The 16,675-nt window shown below is 69.2% G+C and carries 11 protein-coding genes and 1 other RNA gene; 6 read left to right on the top strand and 6 right to left on the bottom strand.

The window, feature by feature from the left end; genetic code table 11:
- Nucleotides 1-24 precede the first annotated feature (24 nt).
- Entirely contained in the window at nt 25-375 is a 351-nt protein-coding gene (locus EV567_RS03395; RefSeq protein ID WP_130437049.1) for a type II toxin-antitoxin system Phd/YefM family antitoxin, read from the top strand.
- Entirely contained in the window at nt 372-947 is a 576-nt protein-coding gene (locus tag EV567_RS03390) for a Fic family protein (protein WP_130437048.1), read from the top strand. The genes EV567_RS03395 and EV567_RS03390 overlap by 4 nt, the downstream gene beginning before the upstream one ends.
- Here the strand turns inward: EV567_RS03390 and EV567_RS03385 are convergent.
- Nucleotides 928-1,428 (bottom strand): ATP-binding protein, encoded by a 501-nt coding sequence (locus EV567_RS03385; RefSeq protein ID WP_130437047.1) that lies wholly within the window; start codon nt 1,426-1,428, stop codon nt 928-930. The two genes, EV567_RS03390 and EV567_RS03385, sit on opposite strands and share 20 nt — an antisense overlap.
- A 147-nt stretch (nt 1,429-1,575) precedes the next feature.
- Between EV567_RS03385 and EV567_RS03380 the strand changes: the two genes are divergently transcribed.
- Both EV567_RS03380 and EV567_RS03375 read left to right on the top strand, forming a co-directional pair.
- Nucleotides 1,576-2,508 carry a helix-turn-helix transcriptional regulator gene (locus EV567_RS03380; protein ID WP_130437046.1) on the top strand — a complete coding sequence of 311 codons (933 nt, stop codon included), beginning with the start codon at nt 1,576-1,578 and terminating at the stop codon, nt 2,506-2,508.
- Nucleotides 2,505-2,702: a DUF397 domain-containing protein gene (locus EV567_RS03375; protein WP_130437045.1), complete on the top strand. Its 198-nt coding sequence runs from the start codon at nt 2,505-2,507 to the stop codon at nt 2,700-2,702. The genes EV567_RS03380 and EV567_RS03375 overlap by 4 nt, the downstream gene beginning before the upstream one ends.
- A 72-nt stretch (nt 2,703-2,774) precedes the next feature.
- Here EV567_RS03375 and EV567_RS03370 read toward each other — a convergent pair whose 3' ends face one another.
- The 3 genes from EV567_RS03370 to EV567_RS03360 all read right to left on the bottom strand — a co-directional run bounded on the left by EV567_RS03370 (nt 2,775) and on the right by EV567_RS03360 (nt 12,768).
- Nucleotides 2,775-8,258: an Eco57I restriction-modification methylase domain-containing protein gene (locus EV567_RS03370; RefSeq protein WP_130437044.1), complete on the bottom strand. Its 5,484-nt coding sequence runs from the start codon at nt 8,256-8,258 to the stop codon at nt 2,775-2,777.
- 61 nt (nt 8,259-8,319) lie between these two features.
- On the bottom strand, nt 8,320-11,385 hold the full coding sequence (locus tag EV567_RS03365) for a DEAD/DEAH box helicase (RefSeq protein ID WP_130437043.1): 3,066 nt from the start codon (nt 11,383-11,385) through the stop codon (nt 8,320-8,322).
- 66 nt (nt 11,386-11,451) lie between these two features.
- On the bottom strand, nt 11,452-12,768 hold the full coding sequence (locus EV567_RS03360) for a serine/threonine-protein kinase (RefSeq protein ID WP_130437042.1): 1,317 nt from the start codon (nt 12,766-12,768) through the stop codon (nt 11,452-11,454).
- Nucleotides 12,769-12,999: 231 nt separating this feature from the next.
- On the opposite strand from EV567_RS03360, the gene EV567_RS03355 reads away from it, so the two are divergent.
- A complete protein-coding gene (locus EV567_RS03355) occupies nt 13,000-14,592 on the top strand; it encodes a CBS domain-containing protein (RefSeq protein ID WP_130437041.1) in 1,593 nt (530 codons plus the stop codon).
- A gap of 135 nt (nt 14,593-14,727) precedes the next feature.
- Here the strand turns inward: EV567_RS03355 and rnpB are convergent.
- Nucleotides 14,728-15,129: RNase P RNA component class A (rnpB, locus tag EV567_RS03350), an RNA gene on the bottom strand.
- A 29-nt stretch (nt 15,130-15,158) separates the two neighbouring features.
- Nucleotides 15,159-15,737, bottom strand: coding sequence for a Uma2 family endonuclease (locus EV567_RS03345; protein WP_130437040.1), 579 nt, complete (start codon nt 15,735-15,737; stop codon nt 15,159-15,161).
- A 158-nt stretch (nt 15,738-15,895) separates the two neighbouring features.
- Here EV567_RS03345 and EV567_RS03340 point away from each other — a divergent pair, with 158 nt between their 5' ends.
- Entirely contained in the window at nt 15,896-16,648 is a 753-nt protein-coding gene (locus tag EV567_RS03340) for a MerR family transcriptional regulator (RefSeq protein ID WP_130437039.1), read from the top strand.
- Nucleotides 16,649-16,675: the final 27 nt, after the last annotated feature.

Genomic DNA, 16,675 nt, shown 5'->3' with positions numbered 1-16,675 from the left:
CCCGGTTCTCGGTAGAGTGAGGTTATGCGCGTACCTGAGATCGTCACCGTGAGCGACGCCCGCAGCGGCCTGTCGCGGATACTGGCCGAGCTGGCCGAGGCCGGCCCGGAGGCGGAACCCGTGCTGATCGGGGCCCACCGCAAGGCGCAGGGCGTCCTCCTCTCGATCGAGGCGTACGAGAGCCTGACGGGCCGCGCCACCCGCAGGGAGGCGGTCGAATCCGCCACGGGTTCCCTGGCCGCCGAGGGCCTCCGGCCGACAGCCGCGTCCGATCAGGACGCCGAAGCCTTCGTACGCGGCTCTTTGTCTGCCGAGGAGATGGTCGACCGCGCCCTGGCCCGGCACCATCCCAAGACCCGCCGGGAAGCTGGATGACCGACCCGTACGTTCTGCCGAACGGCGTCCTGCGCAACCGCCTCGACATCACCGACGCCGTAGCGCTCGCCGCCGCCGAGGCCGACATCACGCGCGCGCGGCTTCTCCAGGTCAGCGAACAGGCCCCGCCCGGGGAGTTCGACCTGGCGCACTTATGCCGCTTCCACGCCAGGATCTTCGGCGACCTGTACGACTGGGCTGGCGAGCTGCGCACGGTGGACATCTCGAAGGACACGCCGTTCTGCCCGGTCCAGAACCTCACCTCTTACGCGGCGGAGGTCTTCGGCCGACTCGCCGCAGCCGACCGCTTTCGTGGTCTGGCCCGCGGCGATTTCGTCCGCGCGGTCGTCGAACTCTACGGCGACGTCAACGCGTTGCACCCCTTCCGCGAGGGCAACGGCCGCACCCAGCGTGCCTTCCTGGCCGAACTGAGCAGACAGGCGGGCTGGTTGATCAACTGGGCCGCGCTGGGCGCCGAAGAGAACCGGGAAGCATCGATCAAGAGCTTCCGGGGCGACAACCAGCCGCTGGAGCGAATGCTGGAACGGCTGGTCAGTCACGAGCCGAGCTGACAAGGGCCGACGGGCTCGGAAGCTCGTACTCCGCCCAGACCGTCTTGCCGGGCCCGTCCGGGCGCGGGTGCCAGTCCCAGCGGGTGGCCAGACGTGATACGAGGAGCAGCCCGCGACCGGTCTCTTTCGTGCCGCCGGTTTCCGGGGCGGTGGCGGGGCGGCGGGGCAGGTGTTCGGCGCGGGTGTCGGTGACTTCGATGTGGACGGTACGGCCGTCGGCCGGGATGTGCACGCGGAGGTGGAAGTCCCGGCCGGGGACGTGGCCGTGCCGTACGGCGTTCGCGGTGAGCTCGGCGGCGATCAGCACGAGGGTGTCGTGCGAGCCGGTGCCGTACGGGATGCCCCATGCGTCCAAGCGGAGAGCTGTGAGGCGGCGGGCGAGGCGGGCTCCTCGCGGTGTGGAGGTGAAGCGCATCTCGAAGGTGCGTGCCGGAGCGGTGGGTTGGGTGGTGCGGGTGGAGCCCGCGGGTTTGGTCGTCATGCCGACAACGGTGTCGCCGGTCGCGTAGCGTGACCAGCGGTGACGCACCGACGCGGACCGGCTGTACGTGCGGTGTCTCCACGAGTACGAGGCGCGCGGCGTCACGGCGGCAGGTGTGCGGGCGTTGGGCCAGGGAGGCGGTGGTCGATGACTGAGCGTACGGCGGGTACGACGGCTGGGAACGGGGTCGTTCCGGACGCCGGGGGTGAGGCGGGCGGGGTCGTGAGCCTCGGGGACGGGTGGGAGAACGACGACGGTGGCGGGCGGCGACCGGAGGAGGGGGCCGGGAAGGGGCTCGTCGTCGCGTTCGGGCTGACCATGAAGACGCTGCGGGTGCGGGCGGGAATGGACAGGGAGGAGTTCGGGCGGCGGATCGGGTACTCGGCGTCGACGGTCGCATCGTTCGAGCAGGGGCGGAGGATTCCGTCGCCGAGGACGATCGACACGGCCGATGAAGTGCTCGGGGCGGAGGGGATGTTGCGCGTGTGGAAGGAGGAGGTGGAGAAGGCTCAGTATCCGGTGTTCTTTCAGGGGATGGCGGCGTTGGAGAAGGAGTGCCTTGAGCTGCTCATGTACGACGCGCATGTCGTCAACGGCCTCCTCCAGAGCGAGGAGTACATGAGGGCCCTGCTCGCCATGCGCCGTCCGCCCCTGGACCAGGAGACCATCGAGCAGCGGGTAGCCGCACGGCTGGCCCGACACGACATCTTCGACCGGCGACCGGCGCCGCTGTTGAGCTTCGTGATGGATGAGGCGGTGTTGCGGCATCGGTACGGCGGCGAGGATGTGCTGCGGGGGCAACTGGAGCATCTGCTTCTGATCGGCGAGAAGCGGAACGTCGAGATTCAGGTCATGCCGATCGACTGTGAAGACAACGCGGGCGTGAACGGGCCGTTCACGGTCGTCACGCGCAAGGACGGCAAGAAGTTCGTGTACGCCGAGACGCATGCCACCAGTGCTCTTGAGACTGACCCGGAACAGGCGGTTCTCGCCGCTGCCCGTTATGGGATCATCCGATCACAGGCTCTCACTCCGCGAGAGTCAATGAGGTTCATCGAAGGATTGCTGGGATCGCTATGAACAACGCTGAATCCTCGACCGTCGTATCCGGCCTCGCCTGGTTCAAGAGCAGCTACAGCGGAACCGAGGGCGGCCAGTGTGTAGAGGTCGCGGCCGGTACGGCAGTTGTGCACGTCCGGGACTCCAAGGCCGAGGCCGGGCCCATGCTGACGGTGTCGCGTGAGGCGTGGGCGGGGTTCGTCGGGCTGGTCTGACGTTCGTACGGTCGCGAGAGCCCTGCCGCTTCCTGTTGGACGGCAGGGCTCTCGTGCGGGTGGGGTGTCCGGTCAGCCGGCCTCGTTCAGGCGGCGAGTGAACTCGGCGTGGGCGGCCCGCATTTCCTTCCTGCGGTGGGCTCGGTAGAGGGGGCCGGTGTAGCCGGGCGGGACGTTGGCCTTCTCTGGGAACTCCTCGTGTGAACTCAGTTCCTTCCAGGCGTCCTTGGGCTGGCCGTAGCCGTGCTGCTGGTGAGCCTTCGCGATGCGACGGCCGGTCGTGTCAAACCACATGTTCTCCTCGTACTGCTGGAGTACGGGGAACCTGGCGTCGTACATCGCCACCAGCTCGTCGGCGCTGATGCCGAGCCAGACCGCGACAAGGGCGTCGATCTCGACGAGTGCCGCCCGGCGGGCGAACTCCGTCCGGAGAGGGGTGTCGCGGGTCCAGATGTCGCATACGCCTTCGGATAGCGGGGGTGTGGTGTCGGGCCAGCGTGTGGAGGCGGCCCATGTGTCCTGTTGCCAGTTGGAGGCGTAGAGCTCGTTCCAGAGGCGAGCGTAGGCGTCGGTTTGGCAGTTGAGGCGGAGGGTGCGGAGGAGGAGGGCCTGCTCCAAAGGGTGGCCAGCCGTCGGAGCGGGCATGACCTCGGCCTCGCCCTTCTGAAGGTCGGAACGGCCAGTGGCCCGCAGGAAGTAGTCCAGCGGCAGGGACGCCCAGAAGCCGGCGGTGAGCGCGGTCTCTCGGTTGGTCGCCAGCGCAGCACTGTGCATCATGTGGACGTGAGCCGGTCCGGGTGGGATCAGCGCGGCGAACAGGCTGCGCTCGGTGTTCGAAGCGATCTGTCGGCGCCATGCCAACCGGTAGAAGCGCGAGTACGGGCGGCGCGCCCAGCCTCCGAGCAGCGCTCGCCGCTCGTCCTCGTCGTCGGACAGCTCCCGGAGGACGTCAGCCACCCGCTCGTCAGTCCGTAGCGCGTCGAGCAGCTCCCCGTCAGTCCAGGTGCGCCGGGCGAGGGCCGCGTAGTAATCGGCGATCGAACAGCTTTTTGCGCGCCGGTAGTTCGTGCGCGGCACCGCATCCGCCGCCAAGTTCAGATGGTTCCAGGCCTCGTAGTCACGCATGCTCTTCGAGCCCCCCTCAGGAGGCTGCTTGTGATACGGCGTGGCGATGTTGATCAATGGCCCCTGGAGGATGACGTCCTGCCAGGCGATGACCGGGCCGGGGATCCAAGAGAAGTAACCAGCTGTCCGGTCGTTTTTCTCGTCGAAGCCTCTACTGATACGCGGGCCTAGTGCGGCAAGCCGGTGCGGCCACATCGCGAGTGCCCTGACGGCTGATTCCTCCGACCGGGTCACGGGGTAGAGCAGCTTGGCCTGCTCCACCGGCGGCGGGGTCTCCTCGCCTGCCAGGGCACGCCACTCGGCGAGACGGGCCTCATCTACCGTGATGATTCTGTCTTGGTGCGGCCGCAGATCCCACTTACCCCGATCCTTCACACCCGGCACCACGCCCTTGCCATCGTGCCGAAGGGACTTGACCAGCACGCTCGGATGCAGAAGCCAGCTCATGTGCTGGAACTGAATGTCCTTGTCCCTGCCGTACACATTGACGCTGAAGTGGCTGCTGTTGCCCACCGGGTTGGCGAAGATGAGCAGCTCGTTGGTGAAGTCTGCATGGAACCGCAAGTGCCGGTAGGCCGCGCTGCGCAGCACCCCCTCCTTCGCACCCGTCAGATGGGTGGACGGATGAATCAGCCCAGCCGTCCCCCGCTCCCCCACAGCCCGCCACCCCAACAACATGAACGCCCGATACAGATCCGGCTGCGTTCCCACCAGCTCGGGGTACGTATCCACCGACGCCAGGAACTCGGCCATCGCCGCGTGGTCCGCCAGCTCCCCCATGAAGGCCGGCCGAGCCCCCGGCCAGCCCATCACCTCAGCCTTGCGCTCATCCCAAGCCTCATTGCTCGGCTTCTCCGCCAGCTCGAACCACGGCTCGAACTCGGCGAGGACCCCGCTCTCCTTCCACTCCTGTTTGACCCACGGCGGATTCCCCACCATCAAGTCGAACCCGCCCTCGCTGAAAACGTGCGCGAAGTCCAACTCCCAGTGAAAGAAACCCCGTTCCTCAGCAATCCGCACGACCGCCCCGTACCAGGGAAACGTCGAGCCCAGGTCTGTCGGACGCGCCCACGCCAGCGTCTCGATCATCTTCTGATCGAGTTCGCGCTCCTTGTCGTCAAGCTCATCCAGGCTCTTGACGCCCTCAAAGGACAGGAACGACCCCTGCTCCCCCTCCCCCGTGTCGACGTCCACCCGCCCGACCACGGCCTCGGCGAACTCCAGCCAGTCCTCCAGGGACCGCAGCGGCACCGTCCGCCGGGGGTCGTCCTTCCTGAGCGCGGTGCGGTCCTCACCACCCGGCCGGTACTGGAAATCGTCCGAGCCGTCGAGCAGTCCGATCTCCTCCAGCGGCCAGAACCACAGCGCACACCACGCGTCCATGACCTGCTTGAGCCGCCAGTAGGGCGTGCCCTTGCGATGCAGCGCCTCCAGGACCGCGTCCCGGTCCATCGACCCCCGGCCGCCCTGACCGTCCCGCGGAACCGCCGCGCCCCAGACATCGACATGCCGTGAGATCTCCTGCTCGGACAGCGTCAGCCGCATCACGACCAGGTCCCACAGGTACTCGACCCGCCGGGCGAGCTTGATCAACCGTCCGGTCTGGGTCGTCCCCTTGGGATCCCAGTCCTCGTCCGCCGAAGCCACCGCCCGTGCCGACCCAGACCCAGACCCAGAACCCGAGCCGCCGACGGCCTCCCCCAGGGTGGCCTGTTCCCAGATCCCCAGCCCGAGATCGAACGCCCCTTGTCCCAACTCGGCGTCCCTGTCGGCCAGTTCCTCTGGCGTAGGCGCGGCCTTCTGCTTCGGGACGGTGTCCTTCTTCGGAGGGCCCCCCTTCGGATTCCTCCGCATGGCCGACCGCCACTTGCGCATGGCCTCGACCAGCTCCGGCTCCAGCCAGTCGACGACATCCCCGTCGACAACGGCCTTCACCGTCTCCTCCGGCGTCCCCTTCTTCAGGGTTCGGACGCCGACCTTCTCCCCGATCGACCCCCATCCCATCGCGGGCAGCAGGAACTGATGGACCTCCCGCGCCTTCAGCTTCTCGCCGAGCGGGACATGCCGGGGCCGCTGCGGGTCCTTGGTCGTCAGCCAGCCGCCCTTGCTCAGCGACTGGCCCGGATACACCTTCCGGGCCGCGCCGATCAGCGAGTTGCCGCGGTGGAGGTGAAGGCCGTACCAAGGCGCCTTCATGCCCTGGTACATGGTGTTCAACCACAGGGAGATCTCGGCGAGTTCGACGGCGGTCTCGTTCAGGTCGACGCCGTAAGCGTTGTGCAGCGCGATGTACGCCTTCACCTTCTGCAACTCGCGCTGGTAGTCCTCGGGGTCGATCTCGACGCCCCGCTCGCGCTGGGCGAGCCGCAGATACAGCTCGGCGAGCTGGTTGACGGCTTCGTTGAGGAACGCCCCGGACCCGAGGGCCGGTTCGCACACCCGCCAGCGCAGCACGTCCGCCGCGTTGACCCACGCGCTCTCCGGTTCCTTTGGGTCGACTTCGCCCTTCTCGTCGAGCCGGAACCGCAGGGTCTGCTCGACCGTGGCCTGGGTCAGGGACTCCGGCGTGTAGTAGGAGGCGCTGGTCTGGCGGTCTCGGCCGGCCAGCCGGTACACGTACGTGCCGACCTTGCGCGGCACCGGAACCCGCTCGTTCGTCTGCGGATTCAGCTCCGTGGCGACGAACACGCTGTCGTCCGGGCCGTCCGGATACCGGCCCGACGCGACCTGACTGGCCTTGATCAGCCATGAACCCCCGCTGGGATCACCGCCCTTGGCGACCTCGTACAGCGGCTCGTCGGCGACGAACCCCGTGTACGACATCAGGCCCTCGTACACCGCCCCGAGGTGGTTGATGCTCAGGTTGGCGTAGGAGATGAAGCCGCCGCGTCCGCCCCGCCCACGGCCCTCCACGACCGTCAGGTTGCGCAGTACCTGGTGCAGGACCTTGTTGCGCAGCCGCAGGTCGAGGCAGCGGGCGGGGTCGTCGGGGTGGGTGATCACCTGGTCGACGAGCTTTATCGACTTCGGGTCGAAGAGCCGGGACTTCAGGGCCTCGATGCGTACGCCCTCGTAGCCGTCGTCCTCGGCGAGTTCGGCGGCCTCCCGCTCGGTCACATCCTGCCGTGGTGCCTCGCGCGAAGTGATCGTGTCGGCCACCGGGTGGCCGGTGAAGACCTTGTCGAATAGCAGCGCCAACGAGTCGTGGAAGTGATGGCGGTCCCTGGAGGCACTGGACAGCTTCTCCTGGACCACCAGCTCCCGCAGCCGGGCCACGCTGTACCCCTCGACGTACTCCTCGCTCTTCATGGGAAGGATGTCCAGCTCGGGGCGGGCCTCGGCGTAAAGGAGGAAGAGGACGCGATAGAGATAGCGCAGCGACTCCTTGGTGAGCACGCGCGGGAGGACGTCCGGGTCGGTGAGCGTCTCCGGCAGCCACTCCTGGAGGTCGTCGGGATGGACACCCTTGTCGCGGGCGAGTTCCAGGACCTCGTTGGCGATCAGCTGGACGGACTTCTTCAGGCCCTCGCGCAGGTCGTTGGTCACACCGACGGAATGGTCGCGGGACTCCGACACCAGGCGGGCGATGTCGTCGTCCCCGCCGTCCGCCGCCGGGCGGAGCGACGGGGCGCCGAACAGGGCGGCGATCACTTCGAGTTCGCCCGCGCTCGCACCCTTGACGCCCTTGCGGGGCAGGGCGACCTCCAGGCTCACCGCGAGATGACGTCCGCGGGCGTAATTCTCGCGGTCGGCGAGGACCATCACCCCGCCGAACAGGAGCAGCGCGTAACGCGGCGCGGCCGGGTCGGCGAGCAGCCAGGCCGCAAGATCCGTGACGGTGGTGAGGGTCTTGCCCGAGGCGACACGGACGGGCGCGGGCAGGCGGTTGGCGGAGCCCTCGGCGCGGGCGCCGGCGATGTCGTCGGCGAAGCCCCCGGTCAGGACGGCGACACCCGGCTCGTGGTGGGCCACGGGGACGGCGACGGGACCGGCAGCGCCGTGCACGGTGAGATGGCCGGGGTTCGGTGTGAAGCCGAGGGCCCGCAGGACGCGTCCGTGCCAGGCGTCCAGGCCCGCACGCCACACCTCCTCCGGGCTGCCGCCGTACTCGCGAGGACCGGAGGGTTGGAAACCGGGAGGCTCCTCAGCACCACTGTGCGCCTTGAGCGCGTCGGCCGCCGTCTGCTGGGCGGCGACGGCCCCCGGGTCGGGCAGCACGTTGAACTTCTCCGCCTCACCGCCCACGGTGAGCCGTACGTCGAGATAGGGCCCGGTGAGGTCGCGCAGCCCCTGCCGGGGCGTGGGGCGCCCCTGTCGCTCCTCGGCCGCCCACTCCTTCAGGCGGCCCGACTTGAGCTGCTTGGGCAGGATTTCGTCCAGGTAGAAGGACGGGAAGTACTCACCCTCGTTGATCAGCGCGTCGAACTTCACGCTTGCCGCTCCTGCCGGATCGCTTCAGACGTGGGACCAGTAGTGGATGTGGTGACGGCGGTCATGAGCTCGGCTCCAGAACCGCCAGGACCCGCACCATCGGGGCACCGGTCGTGCGCAGCCTGTCCGCCGCCGCCTCCAGGTTCTCGGCGGCCTTCTCGCGGGCGGTGCGTCCGCCGGTGAAGCCGGGCAGCGGCTGTTCCAGCCAGTGGCCGACCTTCTTCTCGTAGTCGCGCAGCGGACGGTTGATGTGCTCCTCCACCTCGGTCCTGCGGCGACCCATCTCACTGCGTGTGGCGAGCACGGCCTCCGGCACGAGCTGCTGGAGTGCTGCCGGATCGCCCTGCGCGAAGTGGTCCGGCATGTTCGGCCCCAGACCGAGGTCGGCGAGGAGCGGGCGGGTCAGTTCCCGTACCCGGGGTGCCTCCCCGGGCCTCCCGAGGCGGTCGACGGCCAGCCAGGCCACGACCGTCGGGCGGCCGTCCTTGTTGGACCACACGCCCTGGGTGAGAAAGACCGGCTCAGGTACGCGGGCGCGGTCCACCTGGATCACGGGCGCCTGCTGGCGGCCGAGCTGGACCAGGACCTTGTCGGTGATCCACTCAAGGACGGGGTGCAGCTCACCCACATAGTGCGCGTCCGGCCAAAGTGACGCGGAGTCGGCGTCCTCCCGGGCCCGGCGCAGGGAGTCGGCGGCGTCCTCCCGGCTGAAGGTGAGCTTCATGCGGCTGGTGATGCCGTGATCGCGCAGGTATCCGGTGGGCAGGACGTCGAGGCGGTCGGCGAGGTCCTCGGGGGTGTCGAAGCTGAGGTCGGTACCGCTGACGGTGGTGTCCAGCCGGAAAGCCTCCAGGTCCGCCAACTCCTCCAGGCCCGCGAGGACATAGTCCCGGCGGTCCGTGAACAGGCGCAGCTCCTCGACCACATGGAGGGGGGCATGAGCCTCGGAGTCGGCCGCCGGGGTCCCGACGGCCTGCGCCGTCGCGGAGGCTTCCGGAGTCTCGTCGAACTCGAACCCCGCGTCCGCCTTGAAGTCGTCGTCGAAGAAACCGCCGCTGAAGTCCGAGTCGTCGTACGGGTCGCCGTCCGCGCCGAACTCGGCGTTCAGTTGCTGGGCGATGTCGAGCCCGCCGCCGTCCAGGGAATCCAGGGACACGGACTGGAGGTCGTCCACGGCCCGGTCGGGGGCCTCCCCCTTGAAGAGCGCCTCCATCACGCGCTTCTCCTCCAGTGCCCCGTCGTTCTCCTTCGTCGCCGCCTCCACGGCGCCGAGGATGGCGTGCACCTTCTCCTCACGGGCGAGCACTTTCTCGGCGATGTCCGTGTCGTCCAGTGCGCCCTCGACGGCCGACCGGAGAACCAGCGCGCGGAACTCCGGTGGCCTGGTCTGCCCGTACCGGTCGATGCGGCCGTTGCGCTGCTCGACCCTGATCAGACTCCAGGGCAGGTCCCAGTGGATGAGATGATGGCACTGGCGGTGCAGGTTGACGCCCTCGGAGGCGCCGTCGCCTGTCAGCAGCAGCCGTACGTCGCTGCCCGCGCGGGCGAACTCGTCGACGTACTCCTGCTGCACCTTGTCGGAGATGCCGGCGCCGCTGTACATGACCTTCACGGCGGCCCTGGCGTCGTCCTCGTCCTTCCAGCCGAGCAGCGGCGGGAGGACCGCACCGAGCCAGTCGAGGGTTTCGCGGCGCTCGGAGAAGACGACGGCGCGGACGGGGCTGCCCGCCTTCACACCGATCCGGCCCAGCTCCTCGACCAGGCCCGCCAGCTTGGACGTGACGGTGAGTCCGTCATCCCCGGCGGCTGCACGCTCGATCGCGCGGGCCAGCTCCATAAGCCGCAGGAGGGAGGCGCCCTCGGGGGTGGTCGTCCGAACGGAGGGCGGCTCGTCCGTGATCTTGTGCCGAGGGGGAAGCTCGTGTCCGGTCTTCGCGAGCCGCTGCCGGACCGTGGCGAACATCGCGCGGTGCGAGGACAGGAAGGACTTGAGCAGGACGTACGGGAAGAGGTGGTCCTCAGTCCCCGCTCGTTTGTCGGCCCGCTGGTCGGGCCTCGTGAGCCAGTGTTCGGCCAGTTCCTGGAAGACCTGCTCCTCCAGGTCGCCCGCCTGACAGGGCACGGGGTGCGAGCCGCCGCGCGGTGCCCAGTGGTCCTTGAGCTGGGCCGCCACCTCGGCGCTGACCTTGGTCCGGCGCAACATCAGGTGTTCCAGCTCCGCCGCCTTCGGGTTGTTCGGGTCCTTGACCGCCATGGGGTCGAGGAGGCGGATCAGGCCGGTGAAGGCGGGCATGTTGCCGTTGTGCGGGGTCGCGCTCGCCAGGATCAACGCGTCGGTGCGTTCGGCCAGCAGGTCGGCAAGGGCGCGGCGGTCACTGCCTTGGTTGATGAGGTTGTGGGACTCGTCGATGACCACGGCGTCCCAGTGGAGGTGCTCCAGCCACGGGCGGTATCGCTTGGGGTTCTTCAGCGTGTCCATGGAAATGATCACGCGCTTGTAGTACGTGAACGGGTTGCGGCCGGCCGGGATCTTCCGCTCGATCCGGGCGATGCCGGCGCTGTCCAGCCGGACCAGCGGCAGGGAGAAGCGCGTCCACATCTCGTGCTGGAACTGTTCGAGGACGGGCGCGGGTGTCACGACGAGGATGCGCTCGCCCCGGCCGCGCCGGATCAGCTCGCCGAGCAGAACACCGATCTCCAGGGTCTTGCCGAGACCCACGACGTCACCGATCAGGAGGCGAGGGCGCAGCGGGTTCGCCAGGGCTTTCGCGGCGGGCCTCAGCTGGTAGTCCATGCGGTCGAGGAGAAAGCCGTCGGTCAGCGCCAGGCGCCGTTCCCGCTGGGGCAGAGGGGTCTTGCGCAGGACCGCCTCCACGAAGAGGCGACTGCGGCGGAAGTGGGGAGAGCTGTCGGAAACGAGTCTGGTGTCCTCGGGCCGCAGGATGCGGGGCTCGTCCATGGTGGGGGCGAGGAAGCGGGCACGCTGGCCCCGGACCAGGTCTGAGGCGCCGACGGCTTCGATCAGGTATTCGCCGGGGCGTAGCTGCTTGCTGTTGCGGACCATCCATTCCTCGTCCCGCACCTCGATGACGGTGCCGGGGGGCGGGGGGCCGTCGGGTGCGGGCATGGAGGGTCCTTCCGAGTTGTGCGGGGCGGTGTCGAGGGTATCGCCGGGGGTGGAGCCTGCCCTTGTCTACAGGTTTCCTCGGTGCGCGTAGCGCCTGCGCAGGTCGGCTGCGACCTTCTGCGCGGCTCTTGGGGGTGCCGGCGGGGCGGTGGGCTGCGGCTCCCGACGAGGATGTGGGGGCGCGAGGGGGTAGCTCGTAGGGACCGGCTGTGGGGCCGGCGGTGGGATTGGCTGTGGGGCCGGCTCGGTGGCCGGCCGGGGGGTCGGCGGTGCCGGGGCGGGCTCGGCACCGTCCACCGCGAACTCGATCTCTTCCGTGTCGACGATGCCGTAGAACCCCGGGTCCACGTCGGGCAGGTCGGCGTCGATCGCCTGGCGAGCCAACTCCCGGACCCCCGGACCAACGGGGTCGGCGAGAGCGTCGAGGGGGAGCTGCGGGGTCAGGGCCGCGGACTCGACGAGGGCGCCGAGTTGCTCCGCCGCGAGTACCGGTGTCAGGTCCGCGTCCGCGAGCAAGGTGAGCAGGCTCTCCCTCACCGCCTCGAGATCCGGGCGCTGCAGCGGGTTCGCGACGAGTATCTGGGCGAGCAGCGGCAGGTAGGCGGTGTCCACACCGTCCCACTTCGGCGGCGAGGTCAGCGGCATGACGGGATACGGCGGCCTGCCCGTCAGAGCGAAGAACAGAGTGGCGCCGAGTGCGTAGACGTCGGCGGGTTCCTTGACGTGCTTGGTGTCCCTGAGCTGTTCGACGGGCATGTACGGGCGCGTGCCCATACGGTCGCCGGTCCGGGTCAGTGCTGCGCTGGACTGTCGCTCGGACAGAACGGCAAGCCCGAAGTCCAGCACCACCGGCCCATAGGGGCCGAGGACCACGTTGCTGGGCTTGAGGTCGCGGTGCAGCAGCCTTGCACCGTGGATCGCCTGCAGCGCCTCCACGAGGCCGAGGCCGAGTGCCGCGTACGGGCCGATGCCGAAGGTGCCCGACTCCTTGACCATGGTGTGCAGAGAGGGGCCTGCGACGTAGTCCATCGCGAACCACGGCCGTTCAGCGGCCGGATCCTCCTCGAACGCGATCAGCGCCGGCACCCGGCCGCTCACCACGGCTCGGACGGCATCGATCTCCATGCCGAACCGTGCCCGGTACTGCGGATCGCCGTCCAGCAGGTCCGGCTGGATCATTTTGACCACGACGAGCCGCGACTCATCGGCCGCATCGCCATCGGGCTCCATCAGGTTGTAGGCCGCGACCAGCTCGTCCGCGAGACCGTCCAGAGGGATCGTGCGCGCCAGATAGGCGACGCCCATGCCTCCCTCGCCGAGGCGGGCCAGCAGTTCGAACGGCCCCACCACACGCGGGTCGACATCGGTGTCCAACGGCTTCATCGGCGCTCTCGAACCCCCGTGTTCTCGTCCCGGCCGGCACACCGGCCACACCTTTCTCGATCAGTTTACGGGCCACTCCCGGACGTGCACCGATAGTTCGAACTAGCACGCCAAACAGGTCAAGTAACCTCTTTCTGAAGGTAGTTGAGCACACTGCTATAAGGTCGCTCACACCTGATCACGCATCGTGTGCGCACGGTGCTCGGGAAAATACTCACGGGGAGGCACGGCATGCGGGCCTGGGTGGTGCGGGCGGGCGAGCAGGGAGAGCGGGAACGGGCCGCTCTGGATGAAGGCCTTCTCCTCACCGGGTGGGACAGGCTCAGCATGGGCGATCTCTCCGCCACTGCCACCCGTGAGAGCATCAGAGCCGCCCTGGCCGCCGCCTATCCCGACGAGGGCCCGTACACGATCGGCAACTGGACCGGTCAGCTGTACCGCTTCGCCCACGAGATGCAGCGCGGCGATCTGGTGGTTCTCCCCCTCAAGTCATGGCTCGTGGCCATCGGCCGGGTGACCGGTGACTACGAGTATCGAGCGGACGCCCCGGACGGGCACCGGCACGTCCGCCGCGTGGACTGGCTGGCCACCGACATCGACCGGCAGACCATCCAGTCCGACCTCCTGGACAGCATGGGCTCCCTCCTCACCGTCTTCGAGCTCAGCCGGTTCGGAGCGGCCGAGCGCGTGGCCGCCCTCGCCGAGGGCAAGCCCGATCCGGGGCGCCCGGACGCCGACGAGTTCGCCGCCACACTCACCGAGCCCGCGAAACTGTACGAGGAGGTCCGCGGCCGGAGTGCCGACCAGCCGCTCACCCTGTCCATCCGGGACTTCCTCGCCGTCTGGGGCGCCCAGCGGCGCTACCCGGCGGTCACCGAACAGATCAAGAACGACCTGGCGGCACGGGGGCTGGTCACCATCCCGCCGTTCACCGAGGGCACTCTGGACAGCCAGATCGCCGTGCTGGCGGGAGGCGCCGAGCCGGACGAGTCGGGCGCGAGCGCGGTGACCAGGCTCTCCGGCAGTACCGACCCGTCGGCCGCCGTCCGCAACGCCGCGCACGCCGCGGGGCTCCTGCCGGACGAGGAGGCCGAGACCGACACCATCGCGTACCGGGTGAGCAACCTCGACTCGGCGAACCGCATGCCCGAGTCCGTCCGTGTCGGCGACAGCCTCGGCACCGCCATGACGATCATGGTGCTGCGCGGCTACAGCCAGCTCCCCGTCCTCGACCCGGACGGGCGTCTGCGCGGAGTGGTCAGCTGGGAGTCGATCGGCCGGGCGCGCATGGCCGATCCCGCCGCCGATCTCAAGGCAGCCACCGTACGCGGGCAGGAAGCGGACCGCTCCGACGATCTGCTCGCCTGGATCGGGACCGTCCAGCAGTCCGGGTACGTCCTTGTCCGCGACCACGACCACAAGGTCTGCGGTCTGATCACAGCCTCCGATCTGACGGTGCAGTTCGGCACGCGCGTACGGCCCTTCGTCCTCGTGGAGGAGATCGAGCAGCGCCTGCGCCGCGTGGTCGACCGGTGCATCCCGCTCGACCGCATCAGGGCCGTCGTCCCCCGAGGGCGCGCCTCACGGGTGAACTCCGCCGCCAACCTGACCTTTGGGGCGTACGGACATCTGCTCAAACTTGCGGAGAACTGGGCCGCGCTGGGGTGGGCCATCGACCAGGAGCACTTCCTGACGGCGCTGGAGGAATGCCGGAACTTCCGCAACGGCCTGATGCACTTCAGCCCCGATCCCATCACCGACGAACAACTGCTCCCCGCACAGGGCTTGTTGGAACTGCTGCGGTCGGTGGACCCGCAGACTTGAGGGGGCGCCGGGCGGGGTGTCGGCCTACGATCTCGGCGACGATGTTGTCGTGCGGGAACGTGATCACCTCGCGGATGCATGTCTCAGGACAGTCAGCGATCAGCCGGCAAAAATGAACGAAGCCGCGAGTGGCGGCAGACGAGTCGGGCTGTACGCCGGGTTCTGTCGCCCGGCTGCCTCGCGGCGGCCGGGGAGACGGCCATCCATCTAGGGCCGGTGTTGCCACCGGCCTCGTGCGGTCTACCCGCGGACTCGGGCGGGCAGCCCTCGAACGTCCGCGCAGAAACACCGGGGTGTTTCCTTTTGACCTTGCTCCGGGTGGGGTTTACCTAGCTGCCCAGGTCACCCTGGGCACTGGTGGTCTCTTACACCACCGTTTCACCCTTACCCGGCGCCTGAGCGCCGGGCGGTCTGTTTTCTGTGGCACTGTCCCGCGGGTCACCCCGGGTGGCCGTTAGCCACCACCCTGCCCTGTGGAGCCCGGACGTTCCTCGGGAAGCCCCCTGAGGGGCCTCACGCGGCCGTCCGCCCGGCTCGTCTGCCGTGTCGACCATGGTACCGGGCTCTCAGAGGAAGTCGGACGTGTCCAGGTCGAAGGCGAAGGGCTCGGGGAGCGCGAGCGGCTTGCCGAAAGGCAGCGTGCAGCGCTGACGGTAGTCGTCCTGCTTCGGGTCGCTGAGAAGCGTGACCTCCGAGGTCTCCCGGTCGACGAGCAGGAAGAGGGGGATGCCGGCGCGCGCGTAGCACCGGCGCTTGACCTCACGGTCGGCCCGCGGCCTGGTGGATGTCACCTCCAGCACCATGGCGACGCCCTGGCTGGGCATCCAGGGGTCTGCGCCCCGGTACAGCCGCAGTGCCTGTGGGGCGAAGGTGCCGTCCGGGATCACATGATCCTGCGGGCATCCGTCCGCCTTCCCCAGCTTCAGCCCCTTGTTCCCGGAGAACTGCATGTCGATCGTGGACCGCTTGATCACCTGGCTCACGATGAGCCCGATGTAATCCTCGTGATCCCCGTCCGGCGGCGGCGTCACAACGATCTCCCCCTCGACGAGTTCCGCCCGGAAACCTTCCGGGGTGTCCAGGGCGAGGAAGCCCTCCAGCAGGACTTCTTCCTGCGTGAGCGGCTCGTGGGCCATGGCCGTCATGTCACGCCCCTCCTTCGGTCGCTCGCCAGACTGGGACATCGCCGGATCACCTGTCCGCAGGATCGGAAACCGTTCCCTCGATCGTGGCACAGGATCGCCTCCGCCGACGGGAGACCGGCGCTTGACCCTGCCGCGACGTCAACGTCTGTACTGGTGGCATGCGGATCGGAGAACTCGCCGAGGCCGTCGGCGTCACCACGCGGACCGTCCGGCACTACCACCATCTGGGGCTGCTGCCCGAGCCCGGCCGGCGTGCCAACGGGTACCGGGACTACACCCTCCGGCACGCCGTGACCCTCGCCCGGATCCGGCGGCTGACCGAGCTGGGGCTGGGACTCGCCGAGGTGCGGGACGTGCTCGCGGACGACGCGGGCAAGGACCTCGTCGAGGTGCTCACCGAGCTGGACGAGGACCTGGCCCGGCAGGAGTCGGCCCTGCGTCAACGGCGGGAGCGGCTGCGGGCCTTGCTCGAGGCGGAGGAGCTGCCCCCCGAGGGGCCGGTCTCGCCCGAGCTGGCCGCGCTGTTCGCCGGGATACCCGCCTCCGACTCCCCCATGGCCGCCCGGGACCGCGAGGTGCTCGCGCTGATCGATACGGCCGCGGCTCCCGAGGAGCGGGAGCGGCTGATGGCGGCGGTGGGCGCGGTGGTGGCGTGCCCGGAGGCGGTGGCCCGCGCCCACGAGGCGTACGCGCTGCTCGACGCGCTCGCCGACGCCGATCCCGACGACCCCCGCGTGGAGGCGGCCGCCCGCCGGCTCGCCGAGTGCACCCCTCGGGAGCTGCTCCCGCAGACCGCGGACGTCGACCAGGACCACGTCTTCCTGCGCGCCCTGTACGCAGACTTCACCCCCGCCCAGGCGGAGGCGATCCGCCGGGCACTGCGCCTCCTCGCGCGGGACGGCCGGCCTTGAGGGCGGCGGCCTCCGCGCTCGTGCGGC

It is taken from the genome of Streptomyces sp. BK239 (assembly GCF_004217285.1).
Lineage (GTDB): Bacteria > Actinomycetota > Actinomycetes > Streptomycetales > Streptomycetaceae > Streptomyces.
Note: the sequence above shows the minus strand (reverse complement) of the source record. Positions and strands in the feature narration are given on the sequence as shown.

Bases quoted from the DNA above. Each gene is read 5' to 3' on its own strand.
- EV567_RS03380 (WP_130437046.1), top strand. From the start codon at position 1,576: ATGACTGAGCGTACGGCGGGTACGACGGCTGGGAACGGGGTCGTTCCG.
- EV567_RS03345 (WP_130437040.1), bottom strand. From the start codon at position 15,737: ATGACGGCCATGGCCCACGAGCCGCTCACGCAGGAAGAAGTCCTGCTG.
- EV567_RS03360 (WP_130437042.1), bottom strand. From the start codon at position 12,768: ATGAAGCCGTTGGACACCGATGTCGACCCGCGTGTGGTGGGGCCGTTC.
- EV567_RS03355 (WP_130437041.1), top strand. From the start codon at position 13,000: ATGCGGGCCTGGGTGGTGCGGGCGGGCGAGCAGGGAGAGCGGGAACGG.
- EV567_RS03365 (WP_130437043.1), bottom strand. From the start codon at position 11,385: ATGCCCGCACCCGACGGCCCCCCGCCCCCCGGCACCGTCATCGAGGTG.
- EV567_RS03340 (WP_130437039.1), top strand. From the start codon at position 15,896: ATGCGGATCGGAGAACTCGCCGAGGCCGTCGGCGTCACCACGCGGACC.
- EV567_RS03395 (WP_130437049.1), top strand. From the start codon at position 25: ATGCGCGTACCTGAGATCGTCACCGTGAGCGACGCCCGCAGCGGCCTG.
- EV567_RS03375 (WP_130437045.1), top strand. From the start codon at position 2,505: ATGAACAACGCTGAATCCTCGACCGTCGTATCCGGCCTCGCCTGGTTC.
- EV567_RS03390 (WP_130437048.1), top strand. From the start codon at position 372: ATGACCGACCCGTACGTTCTGCCGAACGGCGTCCTGCGCAACCGCCTC.
- EV567_RS03385 (WP_130437047.1), bottom strand. From the start codon at position 1,428: ATGACGACCAAACCCGCGGGCTCCACCCGCACCACCCAACCCACCGCT.